Annotated in this window: 24 protein-coding genes and 2 pseudogenes; 4 read left to right on the forward strand and 22 right to left on the reverse strand. The window is 50.8% G+C overall.

What is annotated here, in order from left to right; genetic code table 11:
• Positions 1–11 precede the first annotated feature (11 nt).
• The 19 genes and pseudogenes from B9T62_RS14980 to B9T62_RS15065 form a co-directional block, all read right to left on the reverse strand.
• Complete coding sequence (locus B9T62_RS14980; protein ID WP_087915992.1) at positions 12–851, reverse strand: putative sodium/potassium/calcium exchanger; 840 nt, start codon at positions 849–851, stop codon at positions 12–14.
• 22 nt (positions 852–873) lie between these two features.
• Positions 874–1,295 (reverse strand): annotated as a pseudogene (locus B9T62_RS14985) (RusA family crossover junction endodeoxyribonuclease).
• Positions 1,252–1,443: a hypothetical protein gene (locus tag B9T62_RS39105; RefSeq protein WP_157685624.1), complete on the reverse strand. Its 192-nt coding sequence runs from the start codon at positions 1,441–1,443 to the stop codon at positions 1,252–1,254. The pseudogene B9T62_RS14985 and the gene B9T62_RS39105 overlap by 44 nt, the downstream one beginning before the upstream one ends.
• The gene (locus tag B9T62_RS14990) at positions 1,415–1,627 is read right to left on the reverse strand and encodes a hypothetical protein (RefSeq protein ID WP_087915993.1); all 213 of its coding nucleotides are present in this window, start codon (positions 1,625–1,627) and stop codon (positions 1,415–1,417) included. Before B9T62_RS14990 ends, B9T62_RS39105 begins: the two co-directional genes overlap by 29 nt.
• Positions 1,627–1,794, reverse strand: a complete 168-nt coding sequence (locus B9T62_RS39980; RefSeq protein ID WP_169834387.1) for a DUF6906 family protein — start codon at positions 1,792–1,794, stop codon at positions 1,627–1,629. Before B9T62_RS39980 ends, B9T62_RS14990 begins: the two co-directional genes overlap by 1 nt.
• The gene (locus B9T62_RS14995; RefSeq protein ID WP_087915994.1) at positions 1,733–2,029 is read right to left on the reverse strand and encodes a hypothetical protein; all 297 of its coding nucleotides are present in this window, start codon (positions 2,027–2,029) and stop codon (positions 1,733–1,735) included. Before B9T62_RS14995 ends, B9T62_RS39980 begins: the two co-directional genes overlap by 62 nt.
• 11 nt (positions 2,030–2,040) lie before the next feature.
• Positions 2,041–3,446, reverse strand: a pseudogene (dnaB, locus tag B9T62_RS15000) (replicative DNA helicase).
• Positions 3,421–3,759 (reverse strand): hypothetical protein, encoded by a 339-nt coding sequence (locus B9T62_RS15005; RefSeq protein WP_087915995.1) that lies wholly within the window; start codon positions 3,757–3,759, stop codon positions 3,421–3,423. The pseudogene dnaB and the gene B9T62_RS15005 overlap by 26 nt, the downstream one beginning before the upstream one ends.
• Positions 3,719–4,621: a DnaD domain protein gene (locus B9T62_RS15010; protein ID WP_087915996.1), complete on the reverse strand. Its 903-nt coding sequence runs from the start codon at positions 4,619–4,621 to the stop codon at positions 3,719–3,721. The genes B9T62_RS15005 and B9T62_RS15010 overlap by 41 nt, the downstream gene beginning before the upstream one ends.
• 33 nt (positions 4,622–4,654) lie before the next feature.
• Positions 4,655–4,951 (reverse strand): hypothetical protein, encoded by a 297-nt coding sequence (locus B9T62_RS15015; RefSeq protein ID WP_087915997.1) that lies wholly within the window; start codon positions 4,949–4,951, stop codon positions 4,655–4,657.
• 187 nt (positions 4,952–5,138) lie between these two features.
• A complete protein-coding gene (locus tag B9T62_RS15025) occupies positions 5,139–5,846 on the reverse strand; it encodes an MBL fold metallo-hydrolase (protein WP_087915998.1) in 708 nt (235 codons plus the stop codon).
• Between the two features lie 148 nt (positions 5,847–5,994).
• Positions 5,995–6,909, reverse strand: coding sequence for a recombinase RecT (locus tag B9T62_RS15030; RefSeq protein ID WP_245864461.1), 915 nt, complete (start codon positions 6,907–6,909; stop codon positions 5,995–5,997).
• Complete coding sequence (locus tag B9T62_RS15035) at positions 6,909–8,897, reverse strand: AAA family ATPase (RefSeq protein WP_169834388.1); 1,989 nt, start codon at positions 8,895–8,897, stop codon at positions 6,909–6,911. The genes B9T62_RS15030 and B9T62_RS15035 overlap by 1 nt, the downstream gene beginning before the upstream one ends.
• Entirely contained in the window at positions 8,894–9,154 is a 261-nt protein-coding gene (locus tag B9T62_RS15040) for a hypothetical protein (RefSeq protein ID WP_087915999.1), read from the reverse strand. The genes B9T62_RS15035 and B9T62_RS15040 overlap by 4 nt, the downstream gene beginning before the upstream one ends.
• A gap of 97 nt (positions 9,155–9,251) precedes the next feature.
• Positions 9,252–9,488 (reverse strand): hypothetical protein, encoded by a 237-nt coding sequence (locus B9T62_RS15045; RefSeq protein WP_087916000.1) that lies wholly within the window; start codon positions 9,486–9,488, stop codon positions 9,252–9,254.
• Positions 9,489–9,737: 249 nt separating this feature from the next.
• On the reverse strand, positions 9,738–10,055 hold the full coding sequence (locus B9T62_RS15050) for a hypothetical protein (RefSeq protein WP_087916001.1): 318 nt from the start codon (positions 10,053–10,055) through the stop codon (positions 9,738–9,740).
• A complete protein-coding gene (locus B9T62_RS15055) occupies positions 10,052–10,330 on the reverse strand; it encodes a hypothetical protein (protein ID WP_087916002.1) in 279 nt (92 codons plus the stop codon). The genes B9T62_RS15050 and B9T62_RS15055 overlap by 4 nt, the downstream gene beginning before the upstream one ends.
• A gap of 9 nt (positions 10,331–10,339) precedes the next feature.
• The gene (locus B9T62_RS15060; RefSeq protein ID WP_087916003.1) at positions 10,340–10,855 is read right to left on the reverse strand and encodes a transcriptional regulator; all 516 of its coding nucleotides are present in this window, start codon (positions 10,853–10,855) and stop codon (positions 10,340–10,342) included.
• A gap of 134 nt (positions 10,856–10,989) precedes the next feature.
• Entirely contained in the window at positions 10,990–11,313 is a 324-nt protein-coding gene (locus tag B9T62_RS15065; RefSeq protein WP_087916004.1) for a hypothetical protein, read from the reverse strand.
• Positions 11,314–11,439: 126 nt separating this feature from the next.
• On the opposite strand from B9T62_RS15065, the gene B9T62_RS15070 reads away from it, so the two are divergent.
• The 4 genes from B9T62_RS15070 to B9T62_RS15085 all read left to right on the forward strand — a co-directional run bounded on the left by B9T62_RS15070 (position 11,440) and on the right by B9T62_RS15085 (position 14,486).
• Complete coding sequence (locus tag B9T62_RS15070) at positions 11,440–11,832, forward strand: hypothetical protein (RefSeq protein WP_087916005.1); 393 nt, start codon at positions 11,440–11,442, stop codon at positions 11,830–11,832.
• 63 nt (positions 11,833–11,895) lie between these two features.
• Positions 11,896–12,186, forward strand: a complete 291-nt coding sequence (locus B9T62_RS15075; RefSeq protein ID WP_087916006.1) for a hypothetical protein — start codon at positions 11,896–11,898, stop codon at positions 12,184–12,186.
• A 199-nt stretch (positions 12,187–12,385) separates the two neighbouring features.
• Entirely contained in the window at positions 12,386–13,159 is a 774-nt protein-coding gene (locus tag B9T62_RS15080) for an ImmA/IrrE family metallo-endopeptidase (RefSeq protein WP_087916007.1), read from the forward strand.
• A gap of 82 nt (positions 13,160–13,241) precedes the next feature.
• Positions 13,242–14,486 carry a tyrosine-type recombinase/integrase gene (locus B9T62_RS15085; RefSeq protein ID WP_087916008.1) on the forward strand — a complete coding sequence of 415 codons (1,245 nt, stop codon included), beginning with the start codon at positions 13,242–13,244 and terminating at the stop codon, positions 14,484–14,486.
• A 56-nt stretch (positions 14,487–14,542) separates the two neighbouring features.
• Here B9T62_RS15085 and miaA read toward each other — a convergent pair whose 3' ends face one another.
• From miaA to mutL, 3 genes are read right to left on the reverse strand one after another with little or no spacing between them, the layout of a single operon-like run.
• The gene (gene miaA / locus B9T62_RS15090) at positions 14,543–15,499 is read right to left on the reverse strand and encodes a tRNA (adenosine(37)-N6)-dimethylallyltransferase MiaA (RefSeq protein WP_087916009.1); all 957 of its coding nucleotides are present in this window, start codon (positions 15,497–15,499) and stop codon (positions 14,543–14,545) included.
• A complete protein-coding gene (locus B9T62_RS15095) occupies positions 15,496–16,269 on the reverse strand; it encodes a class I SAM-dependent methyltransferase (RefSeq protein WP_087916010.1) in 774 nt (257 codons plus the stop codon). Before B9T62_RS15095 ends, miaA begins: the two co-directional genes overlap by 4 nt.
• 28 nt (positions 16,270–16,297) lie before the next feature.
• Positions 16,298–18,331, reverse strand: a complete 2,034-nt coding sequence (gene mutL, locus B9T62_RS15100; protein ID WP_087920285.1) for a DNA mismatch repair endonuclease MutL — start codon at positions 18,329–18,331, stop codon at positions 16,298–16,300.
• Between the last annotated feature and the right edge of the window lie 185 nt (positions 18,332–18,516).

Genomic DNA, 18,516 nt, shown 5'->3' on the forward strand with positions numbered 1-18,516 from the left:
GAAGAAGCAGCTCACGCTGCTCCCCCGCCGCCCTTCATTTTTCTCTCAACCCGCTTCTTGTAGGCGCCCCACTTGGCCGACAATACAGCCGGACTCACTTCTTTCTCCTGCGCGATTTCCTTCCAGGTCTTCTTCAGCTCCAGACGTTCCTGCAGCAGCTCGGGGAACAGAATGGGCGTGCCATCGATCTCAATGTCATCATAAATCGGACGGTTAGTCAGAATGAAGGCCTCCAGCGCATCCTTGCTTACGTCTTCTGGAGTGCCAGCACCTTCGGCTTCATCTTCCTGCCCCTGGTTCTCCTCACCGACATTCTCTCCGGAAGCAGCCTCGTCTTCTTCTCCTTCAGCTCCGCTGCCGTCTCCCTCGCCAGTCAGCCATTCCGGCTCCAGGCTCTCGTCCTGATCTCCTTCTCCACGATCGGGGTCAGTCTCTACCCCTTCCTGCTGTCCTTCCGACTGATCTTCTGCGTGTTCAGGATCAGTGTTATTCTCTCCCTCTGAGCCCTCTTCAGCTGTGCTACTGCCTTCGCCGTCCTGGTCAAACAATACAACTTGGTCGGGGTCATTCCCCTCCCGCTCCTCAATGCTCGTGACGACACCAGAAGCATCAGTGGTGACACGGCGGCCCGTCACTTCCCGATAAATATCCCCATCCTCTTCGTCAAAATCGAAGGCCGCCTGCGGATCGCCCAGGAATACATTGATTTTCTCCCCTTGATTACTGCTGAGGAACAAGAAATTTTCTTGCATAACCTTCAGCGGCACAAGTAATTTCACTTCAACATCCGCATCCCCAACCTTAATTCCTTTGGCAATAGTCGCGCTAAATTTTGCATAGTCTTTTATCATATAGATTTCTCCCCTTCGATTTTTATTGAAGTTGCTTGATTTTGATCTCGATCCGTGGCCGGTTACTGTACCTCTTCTTAACAAATGCATCCACAACCTGGCTGTCGTCCTTCCACATCACACCATTCAGCGCATCCGTAATTCCCTCTTCAGGTAATTATCTGCATCCGGCTTGGACACAGGAAAAATGTCGCCTCGCTCAGCTGCTGCTGCTTTTACAGGGTTCTTGCTGAGGTATTTAGGCATTGGGCGGTAAGCAGTCACTGCGATACCCAGCGGGCCTTCCAGGAGCGTGGTTGGCGCATACTGCTGAGCGGCCAACCGGACATAATCCTTGTAGTCCCGTGATTTCTCAGGATCGTACATTCGCGCCTTACCGCCAATCGTAGTCGCCCGCGGTCTACCTTGGGCGACGGGATTTCCGTAAACGGTGAATTGAATCATTGTGCCTTGCTCCCCTCTGTCTTGGAGGCATCATTGCCGTATCCAGCACATATACCATGCCGGCCATCGCCCCTGTTTCATCCTTCACCGCGAAATAATTCCGCTGCTGGAAGAACGGATCAATCGGCTTGCGTGTGCTCTTTGCCATCCGGTACCGCCCCCTTTTTCCGCTTGCCGATCGCAAGCTCAAACTCTGCAATTCCTTCGTCGATCTCCCCGGACTCCTGCTCCGCGAACTCTGCCAGGAGATCCATGCGCTCCGCTGCTGCACCTGTAGCGAGATAATACTGGCGCAGCCAGTTATACACATGCCAGTAATTCCGCCCGCCCATCAGGCGTCCTTGCGGATGGTCCGAGTTTTTGTCTTGCCGACACTGACCCTTGCGATCAATACCAGCTCCGTAGGCGTCTCCCGCTCAATCAACCAATTATCCGGATTAAGCCGACTGGCCCGGATCGTTTCCTTCTGCCGGCGCGTCGGCCGTTTTCCCTGCTTCATCTGCTCCATCCCCCTTATTCAGCTGCTTCCACTCTTCTGGCCACACATACTGACCGTCAATCATCTGTACAACGATAGAATCACCGCCATCGGTCACCCGCACCTCGCGGAACAGCCCTGTCCTACTTTGAAGCTGCGTATAGCGATAGACTTCCTCCGGGGTGTTCAGTGTCACCGAAGGTGTATGCCAGTCTCTCGGCTCCGGGAAGCAGTATCCGTAAAACCGCTCTTCCATGTTGACCTCCTTCATGCCCATTTGCGCTTGTCCATATTTTTCACGTTCCCCGCAGGCGGTGGTGACTGGTTCGCATGAGCATGCTCGTAGTTCGCAAATTTATTAAACTCGTCAGGAAGACCAGCTCGGCTGTTCCGAGTGGGCCATTCCGCTGCTTGGCGATAATAATCTCGATGATGTTCTTCTTTTCGCTTTCCTTGTCGTAATAATCATCCCGATACAGGAAAGCAACAATGTCCGCATCTCGCTCGATGGAACCCGACTCCCGTAGATCACTTAGCATCGGACGTTTGTCCTGACGCTGCTCAACGCCACGGCTGAGTTGAGACAGGGCGATTACCGGCACATCCAACTCCCGGGCGATCTGCTTCAGTGTGCGAGAGATCTCAGATACTTCTTGCTGACGGTTTTCATTCCGTTTGCCCGCTCCTGAGATCAGCTGCAGGTAATCGATCACGATCAGCCCAAGCCCTTCTTGCTTCTTCAGGCGGCGGCATTTGTTCCGGATCTCATTGACCGTCAATGTTGGCGAATCGTCAATCAGGATATTACTATCTCCCAATCTCCCAATCGCGTCGGCACCTTTCGTCCAGTCGTCCTCTACAAAATCGGCCGTCCGCAAATGATTGGCATCCAGGTTCGCCTCGGCACAGATCATACGCTGCACTAACTGCGGTGCCGACATTTCAAGACTGAATATGGCTACCGTCTCATTTGACTTTACCGCCACATTCTGGGCAATGTTCAAAGCAAATGCTGTCTTCCCTACGGAAGGCCGCGCCGCGACTATGATCAGGTCACTCCGTTGAAATCCAGAGGTCAACCGGTCCAAGTCAGCAAATCCTGAAGAAAGACCGGTTACACCACCATCCGTCTTGTTAACAGCACGGTACTCCATGTCCTCATAAACCTCAATGGCCACATCTCGGACACGCTTGAACTCCCGCTTCGGCGCTGCCTGGTCTGAAAGCTTCGCCGCTGCTACTAGCATCGCTGTAACAACTTGGGCAGCATCCCCGCTTTCAGTGATCATGCGGAGTTGTTCCCTTGCTGAACGGGTTGCTTCCCGCAGTGTGAACTTCTCCTTCAGGATGCCGATGTAATAGTCAATATTGGCCGCTGTGGGTACGCTATGAGCCATCTTGGCCAAATAGCTAACTCCACCTGCTGCTTCAAGCTGCCCGTTGTCCTGCAGCCTGGTTGTTAGAGTGACTAAATCAATCGGAGTGCCATCCTCTCCAAGCTGCACCAATGCTTCGAACACATATCGATGTTGGGGGTTGTAAAAAAAATCTGCAGACAATTCCATCACCGCATCTAGTGCTTCACCTGTTGCATCGATGAGCACCGCTCCTAAGACGGACGCTTCCGCCTCCGGGCTGTACGGCATCTCAACGCTGAATGCCGAGTCTTGCATATAATCGCTCCTTCAAGCCCGACGGCGGAGGTACAGCAGCTGAATGAGCGTCGTCCATCACTGCAAATAATTCTGCCGTCTGTTGGCGCATCCGATCCCGTTCGATCTGTTCTCCAAGCCGGCCTCGTATCTGTGAAATCTTTGGTGGAAAATCACTGGTCATGATGTGCTGCCGGAAATTTGATTTTGCAACGTCAAAAGGAATGTCCTTCAGCAGATTTAAATCCTCCTGGACAGCCTCCAGACTCGCGTCAAAGTTGGCATACCGCTTTTCAATGTCTTGGTATAGCTTCGCTACTTCCCGCTTGTTCACGACGTTCATCCTCCTCGATGAAGCGCTGAAGCGCATCTATTTCTTCTCGTTGTTTGCTCTGCGAGGGCGATGCCCTTGTGTTCCCTGTTTGCTTTTTAGCATCAAAGTTAGCGTCCCAAGCGACTGCTGCTTCAAGGGTCTTAACCCCCGAATAAAAGTAGTCGTCCAAAATTTTAGTAATAAGATTAAAGCGATAACCAGTAGCCGCCAAAGCTGCTCTTTCAATGGCTCGAATAACGACCCTCTCGTCTAAACCGTCCTGGTCAATGTAAACCCCCAGCTTGCTCGCTTGAAATGGATTGCATTCAAAACCAAAGACTCGCTTATGTGCTGAGTAAAATGATTCATATGATTCCGGCTCCGCTGCTGCTGCAGATGCAGAAGAAGCAGAAGAAGAAAGATCTTTTAATACAGTGGTCCGAAAGTGGTTCCCTGAGGTTACAGCTTTAGGGTCAACTTCAGAAAAGTTGTTCCCAAAGTGGTTCCCTACGGTTACAACTTCCTGCCCTACTTCCTCCGACCTGTTACCTGAGGTTACAGGTTTCGGTGATCCAACAAGCTGAAAATGAATGGTATAGGTTCCTCTTGAAGACCCCCGGGGAGGTGGTTCATATGCAATTATTCCGGCTTCTACCAGTTTGGATCGATAGAGATTCAGGGTCTTACGGGTCGCAATTCCCGTCTGTACCTGAAGCTCTGTGTTGGTCATTTGAAAGGTCTGCATCCAGCCTAATTTGCTGGATTTCCGCCACAAAGCAACAGCAATGGCGAACCCTTCCGGACCGAACTCCTCCGGGCCTCCGATAGCTTCAAACTGATTAAGAAGTCCGGAAAGGGATGGTTCTCTGGCTGTCTCGGACATGTGTCCCCCCCTCCCGCAGCAGCCTATTTAAAGTTAGTCACGCACAATCTTGACGAATTCGATCGGCATACCGGTAAACTGTAGTCCTGACTGCATACCGCTCGTTAGCGCATCGATACTCCGCGCCATCAGCGGCCCGACGGCCTCCGGTTTGGAGGCAGACAGCGCAATACAAAAGCCGGCGACATAAGCGGAAGCGGCCAGAAAGTGCATGACTGCCTCTTCGCCTTGATCCGTTGCAGCCTTCAACCTATCCAGCATAAAATCTGTGATTTCTCCCGTTTGCATGTTGATCTTTTCAACACCGCTTGTTTTTGTCGTGTTACTCATCGATCATGCCTCCGTTCATCTTGAATATAAATATAGGGGTACGCTGCCCGAAGAACTCGGAAGCCCGGACGTCCGAGAGCAAAGTGCTCCCGAACTGCCTGTTTAAAAGCTTCCTCATCCGCCCGCTTAAGCGCCCACACCCGTTCACTGATCATGCTTCGCCATATTCGTTCACCCATGGGGCCATTCAACGATCTGCCACGACCACCAGAGCACCGGTGGTCTCCTGTATCTCCCGTTTGAAGCGTTCTGCGTCGCTGTTACCATCTGACAAGTGCAGTAGCCAGATCTCCTCCACGCTGCGGGTATCATTGGCTTTCAGAAAATCCTTAACGTGCTCCAATCCGAAGTGAGAACGCAGCAGCCGCTTCTTTTGGGCGGGATGCAGATGTCCGGCAGCAACACGCTCATTGACGATATCCAGTGAGTAATTGCACTCCACCATGATGTGAGTCAGATCCCGGAAGCGGTGACGGCAGTAGTAGGTGTCCGTCAAGAAGACCAACTTATCCCCGTCTTGATTAGCCAGCAGGAAACCCAGCGGCTCCTCTACATCGTGCTGGATACCAAACGGCAAGATCGTCCAAGTACCAATCGTAAACTGCTCCAGCGCCTTGATGACCTTCAGGCGATGACCTGACAGCCCTCTAGCAGTTGCTGTGCCTGCGCTGGTATAAATGTTGATCCCTGCTCGCATGATGTCAGGAGCAGCCTTGCTATGGTCCAGATGCTCATGGGTGATCAAGCATCCTGCAATATCCGACATTTTAAACTGAAGCGCCCGCTGAATTGATTTATAAGGAAAACCGGCTTCCAGCAGAAGCTCGGTATGCCCATCAGAGATGCGATAGGCGTTACCGGCGCTGCTGGAGCCGAGACATTGGATGTCGATCATCAGAACTGCATTTCTTGTTCAATAGGAGGCACATCACCAGCAAACTCATTAGCATCATCAGCCGGCGGCGATCCCTCAGACTTCTTTGCTGATTGATTTACTGCAGCTGCAGGCGGGTTCTCTGGAGGATCTGTCGGAGTAATGTCAATCACAGGCCCATTACATTTGCCCGGATCTCCTCATCAACCTCTGCCTCAGCAAAATCACTTTCCATTTGCTTCAGGCGCAGATAATCGTCATCAATCTTCTGGGAGTCGATGGTGATATCTCCAAAAGCTGCACGATAAATGGTCTTCCAGGCCATCTTGTCATACCAGCCTTCAATTGTTTCCGTGCCAACCTTTTTGTTGTTTTCCCATTTGTCCTTTTCGCCGCCCCAAAATTCGGCAGAAGCATGATCCGGCTTTCTCTTTTCGATATCCTTTTTTGTCATAATCACGAGCTTGTTCTTCTCGGGAGCCTGAGAAAAACTGTGATAATAGAAGCCACCGATGATATTCCCGCGGTCAAAGGCGTTGACAATCTCGAATTCATAGCCTTCATATTGGTTCTTTGAATCCTTCTTGACCGGTCTGAACTTGTCTGTCGAATACACAAGTTCTACCGTTACATGATCTGGAACGTCCAGCCCGTATTTCGTAGCCTTAAGCTCAATCCCTCGGTACCCTTCAATAAAGGTGATGTCGTATTTGCCACTATTCTTATTTTTATAAGGGATGGGGTTAATGTGATTAGGCTGAGAAGGGTCAAATCCAACCCTTGCCATAGCCACCACATCACGAGCTAATTTCTCCATGTTGACATGCTGCCAAACAGCCGGTACAGGATCGCGAAATTTATCCGACTTCTTCAGCCGCTTTTCCTCAGTGGTCTTAAGAACGGCATCCAGAGCGATGAAGTAATTCTGAGCCAGGCGCTTCTGGAAGTTGGTAAGTGCCACTTCACCCACGCTGGAACCAAATTCGGAAATGACCTTGGTCATGAAGCGTTCTGATTGAGTAGGCTCCTTCTTGGCAATCTCTGTCGGAACTGTCTGTTGCTTGGTTTGATCTGCGGTATCCATTAAATCGCCTCCTGTATAGCTGCCGTTTCAACACGCAGCCGCTTATCTGCTTCGCTTACAACCAGCTGGATCACTTGTGCATCCGTTCCGATCAGCCTGGTGACCGCCTCAGCGTTGTCCACGAATATTGGGGCCGAGAATCCGTAATGATTGCCCAGCGTATTGATGATGTCCAAGCCGACATTGATCCGGGCGGCGTTGTTCAGTCCGCCGTCATACGGAACGCCCTTATATAGCGTGTCGCAGACCTCTTTCAGCCCACCATTGATCTGTTCTTCGAAGAGGCGGAACCGGGCAAGCTTGAATTTACTGTTGATCTTGGCATCCAGCATGCTGACCTTGGTCTTGGTGAACTCTTCGCAAAGATACAATTCATGCTGCAGGCGCTCATATTCTGCTGCCAGCTCCCGCTCCTGCTTCTCCAGTTCAGACACTCGGGCCTCAGCCTTACGAACACCGTCAAACTTGGCGCGGTCCTGCTCCATCTCTGCAACCTCATCCCGCAGCCGGCGGATTTCTTCCCGAACCGTTCCGGCTGCTGTTTGCGCGGAATACCGCAGCTGCTCGATTTGTTGCTGCACTGCCGTAGTCTCTCCTTGCTTAGCCGCATATTCCGGATCAGCAGCAGGGTCCTTGACGCCTGCACGAAGATCCGTCAGCTCAGCATCCGCAGCAGTGACTTCCGTCTCCAATAGGCCCAGTGCATCTTTTAAGCTGGTGATTTCCCCCTGCAGCCGGGAGATTTCATCCTCAAATTTCTGAGCTTCTGCGACCGCTACCTTGCCGGAAGCGTTGATCCGCTCCTTACGCTCAGCCAGTTTGCGGTTAAAATCAGCCTCGGCTTTATCATGAGTAGCTTGGACTTGTTCCTCCGGCAGCGACTGTCCGCAAACTGGGCAGTTAACATCATGACCTTCAAGATGTTCGAAGGTGAGGTTCTTCAGTTCAGCAAACTCTTTCCGCAGCTCGTCTGCATCCCGTCTCCGCGACTCAGCCATTCGCTCATTTTGTACAATGCGCTGCTTCTTGTCCTCAATTGTCCGGCGATACTTGTCAACCTCAACATGCATCCGGTTGACTTCATCGCGCTTGATGGACACTTTGCCTAACACATCCGATTGCAGCCGACCCTTAATGTCAAGCAGCTCACTTTCAATCTCGCGGAGCCGTTTTTCCTTGACCGCTATCTCACCACCGGACAGGATGCGGGACAATTCAGCTTCTCGCGCCTCAATCCGGCCGCGAAGGGTGCCGATGTCCTCTTTCAACGATTCCTCGTCCAGCTCGGCCACATCCGGCATCTGCCGTTGCACCTCGCTAATCCGAACCGGAAGCTCTTTAATTTCCTTGTTGATTACAGCACAGCGCGCTGCAACAACCTTTTTATGGGCATCCAATTCCCTGCCACCCAAGATTGCCGGCAGAAGCTCCAGCTTCTTGTTACCGTAGATCACTTCTGCATCTGACAGGTCGCCGCATACCTCCAGCAGCGTCTTACGACGCTCTTCCTTCTTAAGTTGTTCATTGAAGTAAGCCTGGCTGGTCAGAAGCTTGAACAGATCCTCTTTAATGAGGGAATCCACTTCGGTGGTGTACTCTCCCTTTTTCACAGGAACACCATCAATGAAGTAACTCGTCTCATGCCCTTCGAACGCGTCCGTCGCGGAACCGCGCTTCTTGGTCCACTTCTCGGCATACACTCTGCGAAAAGTGCGGCGGCGCCCGTTGATCAGGAACACGCCCTCAACCTCATGCTCCAGCTTGTGTTGGAGGACCTTTCCAATTCCGTCCAGTCCCTTAATCTCGAAATCAGCCTTGTTTTGGCTATCCTTGCCGAAGAACAACCAAGTAAAACCGTCAAAAATAGTTGTCTTTCCGGTAGCATTATCACCATAGACAGCGGCATGACCGCCGTTGATGGTGAGGACAAACTCCTTAATTCCTTTGAAATTACGGAGCGCCATGCGCTCCAGCTCGATACGATTCAAGCGATCCCCTCCTCAATAGCTGTATGACATTCGGCATGCAAGATCATCTGCTGATCAGGCGTCTCTGGATAACGAATGCCCTCCAGATATGTCCGGATGGCATATTCGACTTCAGCGAGTTGATCAGGATCAGCATGCAGCTGAAATGTACCTGATTGCTGCCGGATTGAAAGCACCGGTGGGGCATAATTAGTAGAAGGTTCAATTTCAACCTCGATGCGCTGACCACTGATGTCAGCAGAAAAGGCAGTTGACATTCCATTCACTCCCTCTTGTGTAGTGCGCCCCCACCTGTTAAAATGGGGGCAAGTTTAATTTAATTTTCAAAGATCAGGGATAGCCCGTTGCCTCGGGCTATTTTTCGTTGTCATGCACAGCGATCTGACGATACTCCACGATTACCGGAGCGTTCTCAATACTGACGATCAATTGACCATCTTCATCAAGAACCCAAAACTCCGAATGCACATGATTGGGGTATTCCTCGCCAACTTGCTTAATCTCAATGATTGCTTTGTCGTTGTGTTCTCCACCCACTGTGAAAATAAATGCCGGTAGCGAAGCTACAGTAATAGATTGAATGACTTGCATAAGCCGCCTCCTTTCATATGTAATTGATGCGTCAGCCGCATCTTGGAATACCGGAGGGAGGAAAGGTTATTTCTAAGCTCCGATATTCCAAGACAGGGGCCGAAGCTCTTGTCGTTATATTTTTTTCTGATGAATAAGTTCAAATTGATCGGAGAATGTCTTTTCCACTTCAGCCGGAAGCAAATCAATCCCTGACTTCCAAGTTTTTGAAGACAGCATGTGCCGTCTCGCTTTTGTGACGCAATTCAGTCACGGCTTCCATCGGAACACCCCCATCATGAAGCGCCTTCTGTGATATATGCGGCCAGCAATGGTGGCCTCTTCCAGAACCTGCGCATACCGCTCAGCCAGCGACTGGCCGAACTCTGTGATCTGCTGGTCCGTCATTTTGAACTCAGTAGGAACGGCGTTCCGTTGCTTCATCCCATTTTCATAGGCTGATTTAACCAACATCTCAATGGCGCGTTGAGTGCTGTTTTCCCAGCCGTCAACCCATTCGAGGGCCGATGCTTCGTCTTGTGAGAATGGTCGGCCAATGAGAGCAGCAATAGCAGTCTTGTTAATCATGCCGCCCCCTCCTTGCGCTTTTCACGCTTCGGGGTTAAAATGGACACCAAGAGATTCTCTAGCCGAGATTTCAAACCACGTGACTGCCCTAGCCGGCGGTCATTTTTTTGTTCAGTTACACATAACAGATCCTCTAATTCCGCAATTTCTGCTGTTAACAAATCACAGGTTAATCCCTGTTTGTCCAGTAAACCCTTAAAGCGTTTGAGCTGCTCCAAATGATGATGTTCCCAAAATTGGCGCATCAAGCGCTCCGCTGGAGTCTCTTCTAACATTGGCTCTCCTCATTTCATGTATTTTTTTTCGCGCATTTCTTCCCTATGAGCCTTGAACATACCGCTGAACGAGAACCCATACGCCCTACACAGCGCCGTGATGTTATGTACCAGTGCTGTCACAGCCTCGATCTGCTCCATGATCGCCGTTTTAATGCTTTCGCGATCCGAAGGACTGAGTTGATCCGGCCTCTTCGTAATGGGCGCCCGTTGCAACGCCTCTTCCACCTCTTCAATCTCTTCAAGAGTCTTAAGCGTGGTGGTAGAACGATGAAGGTCAGCGGCATCGAGCCAAGGAACAAAAGCACCGCCTGTCACTTCCGCCGCCGCTGCCAGAAAGAGCTGCCCATCATCGTAGTGTTCCGCAGCTGCTTGCATAACTGGATTAGTCGCTTTTCGGCTGCCCTTCGCAATTTTCCCCACCAAGGAAGCGTCTGCGTGGATTGCCTTGCCTGCCTTTTCCCGGGTATCTCCAGTACGTTTTAAAGCTTCTTCCAATGCTGGCCCAAATTGTCCGATTGCCAACTGATTTAACACTCCTTTGTCCGTTTTGTGGGATGCTATCGGACAGAGGCATGATGTATGATGTTCTTAAGCAATTCCCCTACCGTTTCCCCACCCGCCGTTGCCGGTACAGCTCGGCGGGTTTCCTCTACCCACTACCCAGTAGCATGCCTGCGTTTACTTTTGAAATTGTCACCGGCATTTTTGCTCACCCAATCCGTGTGTTCATCAATCCACTGTAGCAACAATCCCGTTGGTATTCGCGGATTGCCAAACTCACGATTAACTGGGAAGTCTGGACGCTTGAACAATGCTGTTGCGGTAGGACTGCTAATGTCTAAGAGATTCATAAACTGAGTTCTCGTAAGCACAGGCGGTAATGCAATCGGAACCTGAACTGCATATGCTTCGATTGCTCGGGAGACTACTTTATCGAGCAATCGCTCCAGATCGTCACTGTCCATCACGACGATGCCCATTTAGATCACTTCCTATTTGAAACTCAAATAGATGCTTCGTCTGAAGAAACAGCAAAAGAACAACTAAATAGTTCTATCCATATTTCTCCTGAAGAATTCGTAAAAGCATTTAATGAAAAGGCTCTGATGGTGAAAACACAATTAAGAATAACTCAGTTAGATACGGATCAAGGGCCTGGAAATGATTCTTTTCAATACTATTTTACGGACACTCTTATTCTCACAGGAAGTGTTAATAAGAACACAGGTGCATTAAGAGAGATAAGCATCATAGGAGGAAATGATGGAACGACAAAAACAGCAGAGGACATACTTACCGTAGCTTCTTTGATGATATCTTCAACACAATCTAATGTTTCTGTTGAATTTGGTGATGAAGTTATTGGAAAGTTAGGCTTTTACGACAAGGAAGTAGATCTATCAAAAATAGATAACTCAACAATTGTAAACGGGATTAAATATTACGTTTTGGCACTACCTTCCGTTGGGATTTCGTTTGGCGCAAGTGATTCAAAATAATAATTGTTACGGTACGTGATATTTCAATTCTATAGTAATTGTAAAATTAAGGAGACATTCCGCATGAGTGATCAAATCCTGACCCAAATCCTAGAAGAACTTAAACAAATGAACTCGCGGATAAGCACTTTAGAGTCGGATACGAAGGTTGTCAAAACTAACACCACTGACATCCCTCTAATTAAGCAAGCCGTTCTTGAAACCCTTGAGGTGGCTAAAAAAATCGACTCCACTCAGAAGAGTTTTGAGCGAAAAGCCTCTGCTGATTTAAATACACACGAGCACAGCATCGACATCCTGAATCGCCGCCAGCTTAAGCTTGAAGCTGACATGGAAATCTTCAAAAATAGATAATGAGAAAACCCTAAGAATCACTCAAGCCAGCAATGGCTTTTCTTTTCACTCAAAAAATAGAACATACGTACGCAAAATGGGGGGTAATCACATTAATTTTTCCAACTACTTTAAAACTCCTCTGGAGCAATGAATCGAGGAACAATACCAGGCTAATGGTGTCTTTGCACCTATTGATCTTGATATAGATAAGATTGCGATGATCTTCGGAGTAGATGTAGTTTATTACGAAAATAGTCCATTCAGCGAGAATGAGGATAAGGTTATCTTTCTCGACAGGCGCGATGACTACGTAGAACAGCGAAAAGTATTTTTTCACGAGCTTTGTCATGTCATCCGTCACTCCGGCGATCAGTGGTGGATGCCTGAGCTGTTCCGCGAAGCACAGGAGAATGATGCGAACCGATTCGCACTATATGCAATGATCCCGTTCTATATGTTTGAACAGAAACAGCTACCAGTGAACAGAAGGGAAGTGATTAGCTTACTGGTCAGTGAATTCCAAACCTATCCGGATTTTGCTAAGCTGCGCCTCAAGCAAATTGAAGATCGAATAACCGTTTCAAAATTCATGTCGACCTTTACATATGCCACCGCGACTCCACTCAACCGCGAAGCAACGATTAACGAATCCCCCGCTTCAGGCCTCGACTACCTTCAGCAGCCCCGGATTCATTCGTTATACGGTATGGATGACTTCTCCCGCCCGCATGCCTTGGTAATTGAGCAACGCCAGGGATTTAATTGGGACGAGCCTTTGCTTCTCAATGTGGATCGAAACTATAAGATTCATAATTCGTCCTTCTATCGCTCCAGACATGATGCTACTGTACTGCCTGGAGATCTTTCCATCCCTCCAGATCAAAGAGGGTATGTGACGATTAACTTGTCCCGTGTTGCCTGGCGTCACGGTCAGAGCGTGACGCGGCTGATTCTGCCTATGGAGGCGGTTGACGATGCTATTAATTTTTAATATTTACTAATTCATAGAAACTAGAGCATAAAATATTACATGTGTTGTCTTCACCTCAAATAATTCAACAAGGAGCGACCCCTTGGACAATCCAAAAAAGCGATCATCTGTCCCCACTCCAAAGAAAATACCCGCCAATAATAAACAGGGGTATAAATGGAAAGTTGTTCTGGAAGGACCGCCTGATCCAATAACAGGCAAACGTCAGCAGGTACCGAGAGTTCGTGATACTCAGAAAGAGGCCACTGCAGCTGCACAGGCTGTGGTTGATCTTATGACCAAAGGGCTGGATGTAAAGAAGGCGAAGCAGACAACCTTTGAGGAAGCGGCGTATGGATGGCTTGCAGACTATGCATTGACTGGAGTTGCTGAAAGTACTGTTGATCAGCGGGAAGTTACCATACAGTCTATCTTAAAGCATATTGCAAAAGGCAAATTAGACAAGATTACTCATACTCAATACCAGCAAATTCTTAACAAGTTATTCGAAAAAGGATTGTCTAAGTCTTCCATTAAGAGTTTTCATTCAGTAACGAAGATGATATTTGAATGGGCTATTATAAATAATCTATGTGCAGTTAATCCAACTGAAAAAGCTAAAATCCCCAAACGACAAAAAACAGTTGAAGAAATTGAGAACGAATCTGTCGAAGAATTATACCTAGAGCATGAGGAGATTAATGAGTTTCTGGATACGGTGGTTAAGCACGGTAAATACGGGGATAAAGAAGTATTCTTTTTACTCGTCTATAGTGGGTTGAGGCCAGGAGAGGCTTGCGCCTTAAAGTACACTGACATCGATGTAAAAAACAAGCGCATTCGAGTTACAAAGACTCTATACACACCAAAAAACAATATGTATAAGGCTAAAGTCAAACCGCCTAAAACAGATGGGTCCGTCCGCTCTTTTACGTTGGATGATGTGATTATCGAGATGATTCAAGCATTCAAGGAGGTAGCTGCAACCAGGCATAGCGGTTACCAGAGATACCATGATGACTATTACGATGGCGGTTTTATATTTGCTCGTGACAACGGTCGCCCGTTTAGCCAAACAACCCTTATCAATCGAATGGCGCGAATAATCAAAATAACGAATATCACGAAGAAGGCTACGCCCCACATTTTTAGGCACACTCATATTAGTATGTTAACCGAAGCCGGGATTGATCTCGCGACTATTATGCAGCGCGTTGGTCATGATGATGAAAAAACCACTCTAAAGATCTACACACATATCACCAGAAAAATGCAAAAAGATGCTTCCGAAAAAGCGTCCATCCACTTCGGAAGCATCCTCAATCCACATCTTTTGCAAGAGTTGTGATTTTTGCGTGATTTTATCTATTTTACGACCTTCGATAAACCCAATAGTGTCAGTGTTTATAAAGGTTTTTCGAAGGTTTTTGCTATTATACCACGGATTTTTGCAAAATTCTCAGAAAAGTTTTCTTCCCCCTCGACGTCGATCCATTCAATTTCCTTCATATGGCGAAACCATGACAGCTGCCGCTTCGCGAATCGGCGGGTATCACGTTTCAGCAGAATCACAGCCTCCGCAAGCGTCAGTTCTCCTGCGAGGTGAGCAGCAAGCTCCTTGTAGCCCAACCCCTGCATGGACACCAAAGTTCTGCTGTAGCCACGATCCAGCAGTCCTTTCACCTCGGCAAGTAGACCTTCCGCCATCATCTGGTCGATTCGGTCTTCAATACGTTTATATAGTATTTTCCGGTCCATTGTCAAACCGATCAGGCATAAGTCATAAGGCGACTCCTTGGTCTGGCCGGCATGAGACTCCGAGAGGGTCGTATGGGTCTGGTGATAAATTTCCAGCGCCCGGATGATCCGGCGGCGGTCGTTCGGGTGCAGCCGGGCGGCGCTAACCGGGTCCACAGCCTCCAGGCGGGCATGCAGCGCCAAAGCGCCATGCTCCTCTGCATAAGCATCCTGCTCCTTACGGAACGCCTCATCCGCGACCGCCTCCGAGAACTGGAAACCGTAGCAGAGGGATTCAATGTAAAGTCCGGTACCGCCTACAATAAAAGGAAGCTTGCCCCTGCCGGTGATCTCTTCGATCAGCCGGGTTCCCTGCTCTTGAAATTCAGCAGCGGAGTAGGCGTCTTCCGGATCATGGATATCAATTAGGTGATGGGGGATTCCGTTCATCTCTGCCGGTGTGATTTTGGCCGTGCCAATGTTCATGCCACGATAGACCTGCATCGAATCGCCGGAGATGATTTCCGCTCCGCATGCGGCAGCAAGCTCCAGGCTCAGCCTGGTTTTGCCGACAGCGGTTGGCCCTAGCAGCACAAGCACTCTGGCTCTGGCTGATGTTGTCATTTGGTGATCACCCCGTACGAAGTTTTGGAATTGCTGCGCAGCAGCTCATGAAAGCCCAGCCGGGCGAATTCGCTGCTGAGCGCCTTCTCCTTCAGCAGCACACATTTGCGCGCCACTCTCAGTGCTTCAGCCACACTGTCCGGGGACAAGGCGTCTCCGTTGGCGAAATGGCGCAGCGGAGAAATCGCGGCAGAGGCGTTCAGAGGCACACGGAACATCGGATCAAAATAAACAATGTCCACACTCTGATCCGGCTGTGCCCGTAAATAATCCAGGTGAGAGCTGTGCACCACTTCAATCCTGCGCAGGGCGGTGTTCACCTTCTCCTGTCCGGATATATAATGGCTCATGCCTTCCAGCAGCAGCACATACAGCGGCAGCGAGCTTTCCAGTGCAGTGACATGGGACTCTTCACCGCCGTATACCGCAAACAGCAGCGAATCCGTTCCGAGACCCGCGGTGCAGTCAAGCACGCTGTCTCCGGGGAGCATGCCTGCGGCTTCCAGCATCGGATCGGTGTCTCCGCGCAGCACCCGTTTGGCGCGGACAAAACCCATGCTGGGATGGAATTCCATCGGAGCCGCACCCGGCTGCAGCAGCCGGACGGCTTCCTGAAGCACGACCAGCGTCTCCTCGCCGCCGCAGCGTTCCATCAGTTTGTTCAATGACGTGTCGCCCCGGGCGACATAGCGGCAGCCAGTACGTTCTGCCAGTTGCTGCGCACGCGCTTCTATCTCCGGGATCGGGCGGTTGCCCGTCGTAATTATCATGGTGCCTCCTGTCCTGCTATGTGCAAGGTTACATGACCCGCTTGAACAGCTTCTCCAAGTCGTAGGCCGAAAAAGATATGACGATGGGACGCCCGTGAGGGCAGGTGTAAGGCTGGCGGCAGGCTGCGAGTCTTACGAGCAGCGACTCCACTTCATGCTCGGTCAGCTTCTGGTTCGCTTTGATCGAAGCCTTGCAGGAGCAGAGAATGGAGGACTTCTCGCGCAGCTTGGCCAAATCGATATGACGCTCGCTCAATACCCACTCGGCCATTTCCTCAATCACCGCCTTCTCGTCCCCATCCGGGAACCAGTAAGGCAAGGAACGGACCAGAAAGGTCTGACCGCCGAAATGCTCCAGATACACCCCGGCTTGCTGGAACCAGTGCAGACGCTCACTCAGCTGACGGCTCTCCGAAGGCGTGAACTCCAGCGTAATCGGCAGCAGCAGCTCCTGGGAAGCCTCCTCGGGACGCCCGAATTTCTCATAATAAAACTCATAATTCACCCGTTCATGAGCCGCATGCTGATCAATCAGATACAGCGCACCGTCATTCTGGGCAACAATATAGGTGCCGTGATGCTGGCCGATATAATTCAGCTCGGGAAAGGGCGGCAGGCCCGTGTCCCCGTCTGCGGCAGGCGCCCAGACCGCTTCAGCGGAAGGCAACTGCGCACGCGGGAACGAAGCGGCCGGCGGCGTGTAACGGCCGTTCCCGGCGCTGCCCGAGCCTTGCGGGGCAGCGTTAGATTTGCTGCCATAGCTGCTATAGGAACCCGCGGCCTCGCGGGTTCCGCCGGCGCCTGCGGCAGCGCGGGTCTCCCCGGCGGCAGGATATGCGCCGGGCAGCGGTGTTCCGGCGGGGCGGGCAGCGGTGTTGTCGCCGCTCCCCGTGAAACCGCCGGCAGGCAGCGGTCCCTGCTGCACACCAAGGGACTGCACCGCGGCCGGATCGGCAGCGGCTTGCTCCTTGCCGGGCAGCGGCGGACTGCCCTTGGAGAAGGCAAACTGCTCCTGGATGAAGGAGCTGCTGCCTTTAGGGCCTAGTGTCTCCTTGACAGGACGCGGAATCAGGCTCTGACCCAGCAGCACTTTGCGCAGCTGGTCCTCGACGAACGCGTACAGCTCGATTTCCTTGCTGAAGCGGACCTCCAGCTTGGCCGGATGCACGTTGACGTCCACAAGAGACGGATGCATGTCCAGATCAAGCACCAGCAAAGGGAAACGGTTGATCGGCAGCAGCGTATGATAAGCCCGCAGAATCGCTGCGTTCAGACCGTTGCTGCGGATATAGCGTCCGCCGACAATCGTCGTGATGGCGTTGCGGTTCGAGCGCGTCCACTCCGGACGGCTGATATAGCCCGAGATCCGGTAGTCTGGGTCTTCGGCTGCCACCGGCAGCATCGCTTTGGCCGCAGAGGTGCCATAGACGGCGGCAATCACCTGCAGCAGGTCTCCATTGCCAAGCGTGTGCAGCAGCTGGTTGCTGTTGTGATGCAGCGTGAAGGAGATGTCGGGATGGGCGAGCGCCATCCGGTACATTGCATCGGAGATATGCCCCAGCTCGGTTTGAATGCTTTTCATATACTTCAGCCTTGCCGGAGTGTTGTAGAATAATTCCTTCACCGCCAGATCGCTGCCCCGCCCGGCAGGGGAATCCTCATTGCGCAGCAGCTTGCCGCCTTCAATATCAATCAGACGCCCCTTGCCGTCATCGGCGGTAGCCGTAAGCATCGACACCTTGGAAACGGCGGCAATACTGGGCAGTGCCTCCCCACGAAAGCCAAGGCTAGTAATCTGGAACAGGTCGCGCCCGTTGGCGATTTTGCTAGTTGCATGGCGGTAGAAGGCTGTCTCACAGTCCTCCGGCTCGATGCCGGAGCCGTTGTCCTTCACCCGAATACTCTGCAGACCGCCTTCCTCGACAGACACCTCAATCCGGGTGCTGCCCGCGTCAATCGCATTCTCCACAAGCTCCTTCACAACCGAAGCCGGCCGTTCGACCACTTCTCCGGCAGCAATCTGGTTGGCAATATGCTCGTCCAGCACATGGATTTTTGCCATCATTATTCACCTCGCTATTTAGACTATATAAAACCTCTTGCCAGAGTCAGTTCTCATAGCATTACTAGTTAGGACTCGGTATGGTGCAGACATTGACGTCTTCGCTCCGTGGCGGTTCCCTAAGATAGAACACTTGATTGAGTTAGTAGCGAATTCGGATACTGCTTAGGACTCCGTATGGTAAG

This window comes from Paenibacillus donghaensis (assembly GCF_002192415.1).
Lineage (GTDB): Bacteria > Bacillota > Bacilli > Paenibacillales > Paenibacillaceae > Paenibacillus_AQ > Paenibacillus_AQ donghaensis.

What these genes read in the sequence shown, in the direction of transcription:
- B9T62_RS15065 (WP_087916004.1), bottom strand. Translation starts at nt 11,313, where the DNA reads ATGGGCATCGTCGTGATGGACAGTGACGATCTGGAGCGATTGCTCGAT.
- B9T62_RS15075 (WP_087916006.1), top strand. Translation starts at nt 11,896, where the DNA reads ATGAGTGATCAAATCCTGACCCAAATCCTAGAAGAACTTAAACAAATG.
- B9T62_RS14980 (WP_087915992.1), bottom strand. Translation starts at nt 851, where the DNA reads ATGATAAAAGACTATGCAAAATTTAGCGCGACTATTGCCAAAGGAATT.
- B9T62_RS14995 (WP_087915994.1), bottom strand. Translation starts at nt 2,029, where the DNA reads ATGGAAGAGCGGTTTTACGGATACTGCTTCCCGGAGCCGAGAGACTGG.
- B9T62_RS15045 (WP_087916000.1), bottom strand. Translation starts at nt 9,488, where the DNA reads ATGCAAGTCATTCAATCTATTACTGTAGCTTCGCTACCGGCATTTATT.
- B9T62_RS15040 (WP_087915999.1), bottom strand. Translation starts at nt 9,154, where the DNA reads ATGTCAACTGCCTTTTCTGCTGACATCAGTGGTCAGCGCATCGAGGTT.
- mutL (WP_087920285.1), bottom strand. Translation starts at nt 18,331, where the DNA reads ATGGCAAAAATCCATGTGCTGGACGAGCATATTGCCAACCAGATTGCT.
- B9T62_RS15070 (WP_087916005.1), top strand. Translation starts at nt 11,440, where the DNA reads ATGGTGAAAACACAATTAAGAATAACTCAGTTAGATACGGATCAAGGG.
- B9T62_RS14990 (WP_087915993.1), bottom strand. Translation starts at nt 1,627, where the DNA reads ATGGGCGGGCGGAATTACTGGCATGTGTATAACTGGCTGCGCCAGTAT.
- B9T62_RS39980 (WP_169834387.1), bottom strand. Translation starts at nt 1,794, where the DNA reads ATGAAGCAGGGAAAACGGCCGACGCGCCGGCAGAAGGAAACGATCCGG.
- B9T62_RS15080 (WP_087916007.1), top strand. Translation starts at nt 12,386, where the DNA reads ATGATCTTCGGAGTAGATGTAGTTTATTACGAAAATAGTCCATTCAGC.
- B9T62_RS39105 (WP_157685624.1), bottom strand. Translation starts at nt 1,443, where the DNA reads ATGGCAAAGAGCACACGCAAGCCGATTGATCCGTTCTTCCAGCAGCGG.
- B9T62_RS15030 (WP_245864461.1), bottom strand. Translation starts at nt 6,909, where the DNA reads ATGGATACCGCAGATCAAACCAAGCAACAGACAGTTCCGACAGAGATT.
- B9T62_RS15025 (WP_087915998.1), bottom strand. Translation starts at nt 5,846, where the DNA reads ATGATCGACATCCAATGTCTCGGCTCCAGCAGCGCCGGTAACGCCTAT.
- B9T62_RS15095 (WP_087916010.1), bottom strand. Translation starts at nt 16,269, where the DNA reads ATGATAATTACGACGGGCAACCGCCCGATCCCGGAGATAGAAGCGCGT.
- B9T62_RS15050 (WP_087916001.1), bottom strand. Translation starts at nt 10,055, where the DNA reads ATGATTAACAAGACTGCTATTGCTGCTCTCATTGGCCGACCATTCTCA.
- B9T62_RS15010 (WP_087915996.1), bottom strand. Translation starts at nt 4,621, where the DNA reads ATGTCCGAGACAGCCAGAGAACCATCCCTTTCCGGACTTCTTAATCAG.
- B9T62_RS15055 (WP_087916002.1), bottom strand. Translation starts at nt 10,330, where the DNA reads ATGTTAGAAGAGACTCCAGCGGAGCGCTTGATGCGCCAATTTTGGGAA.
- miaA (WP_087916009.1), bottom strand. Translation starts at nt 15,499, where the DNA reads ATGACAACATCAGCCAGAGCCAGAGTGCTTGTGCTGCTAGGGCCAACC.
- B9T62_RS15015 (WP_087915997.1), bottom strand. Translation starts at nt 4,951, where the DNA reads ATGAGTAACACGACAAAAACAAGCGGTGTTGAAAAGATCAACATGCAA.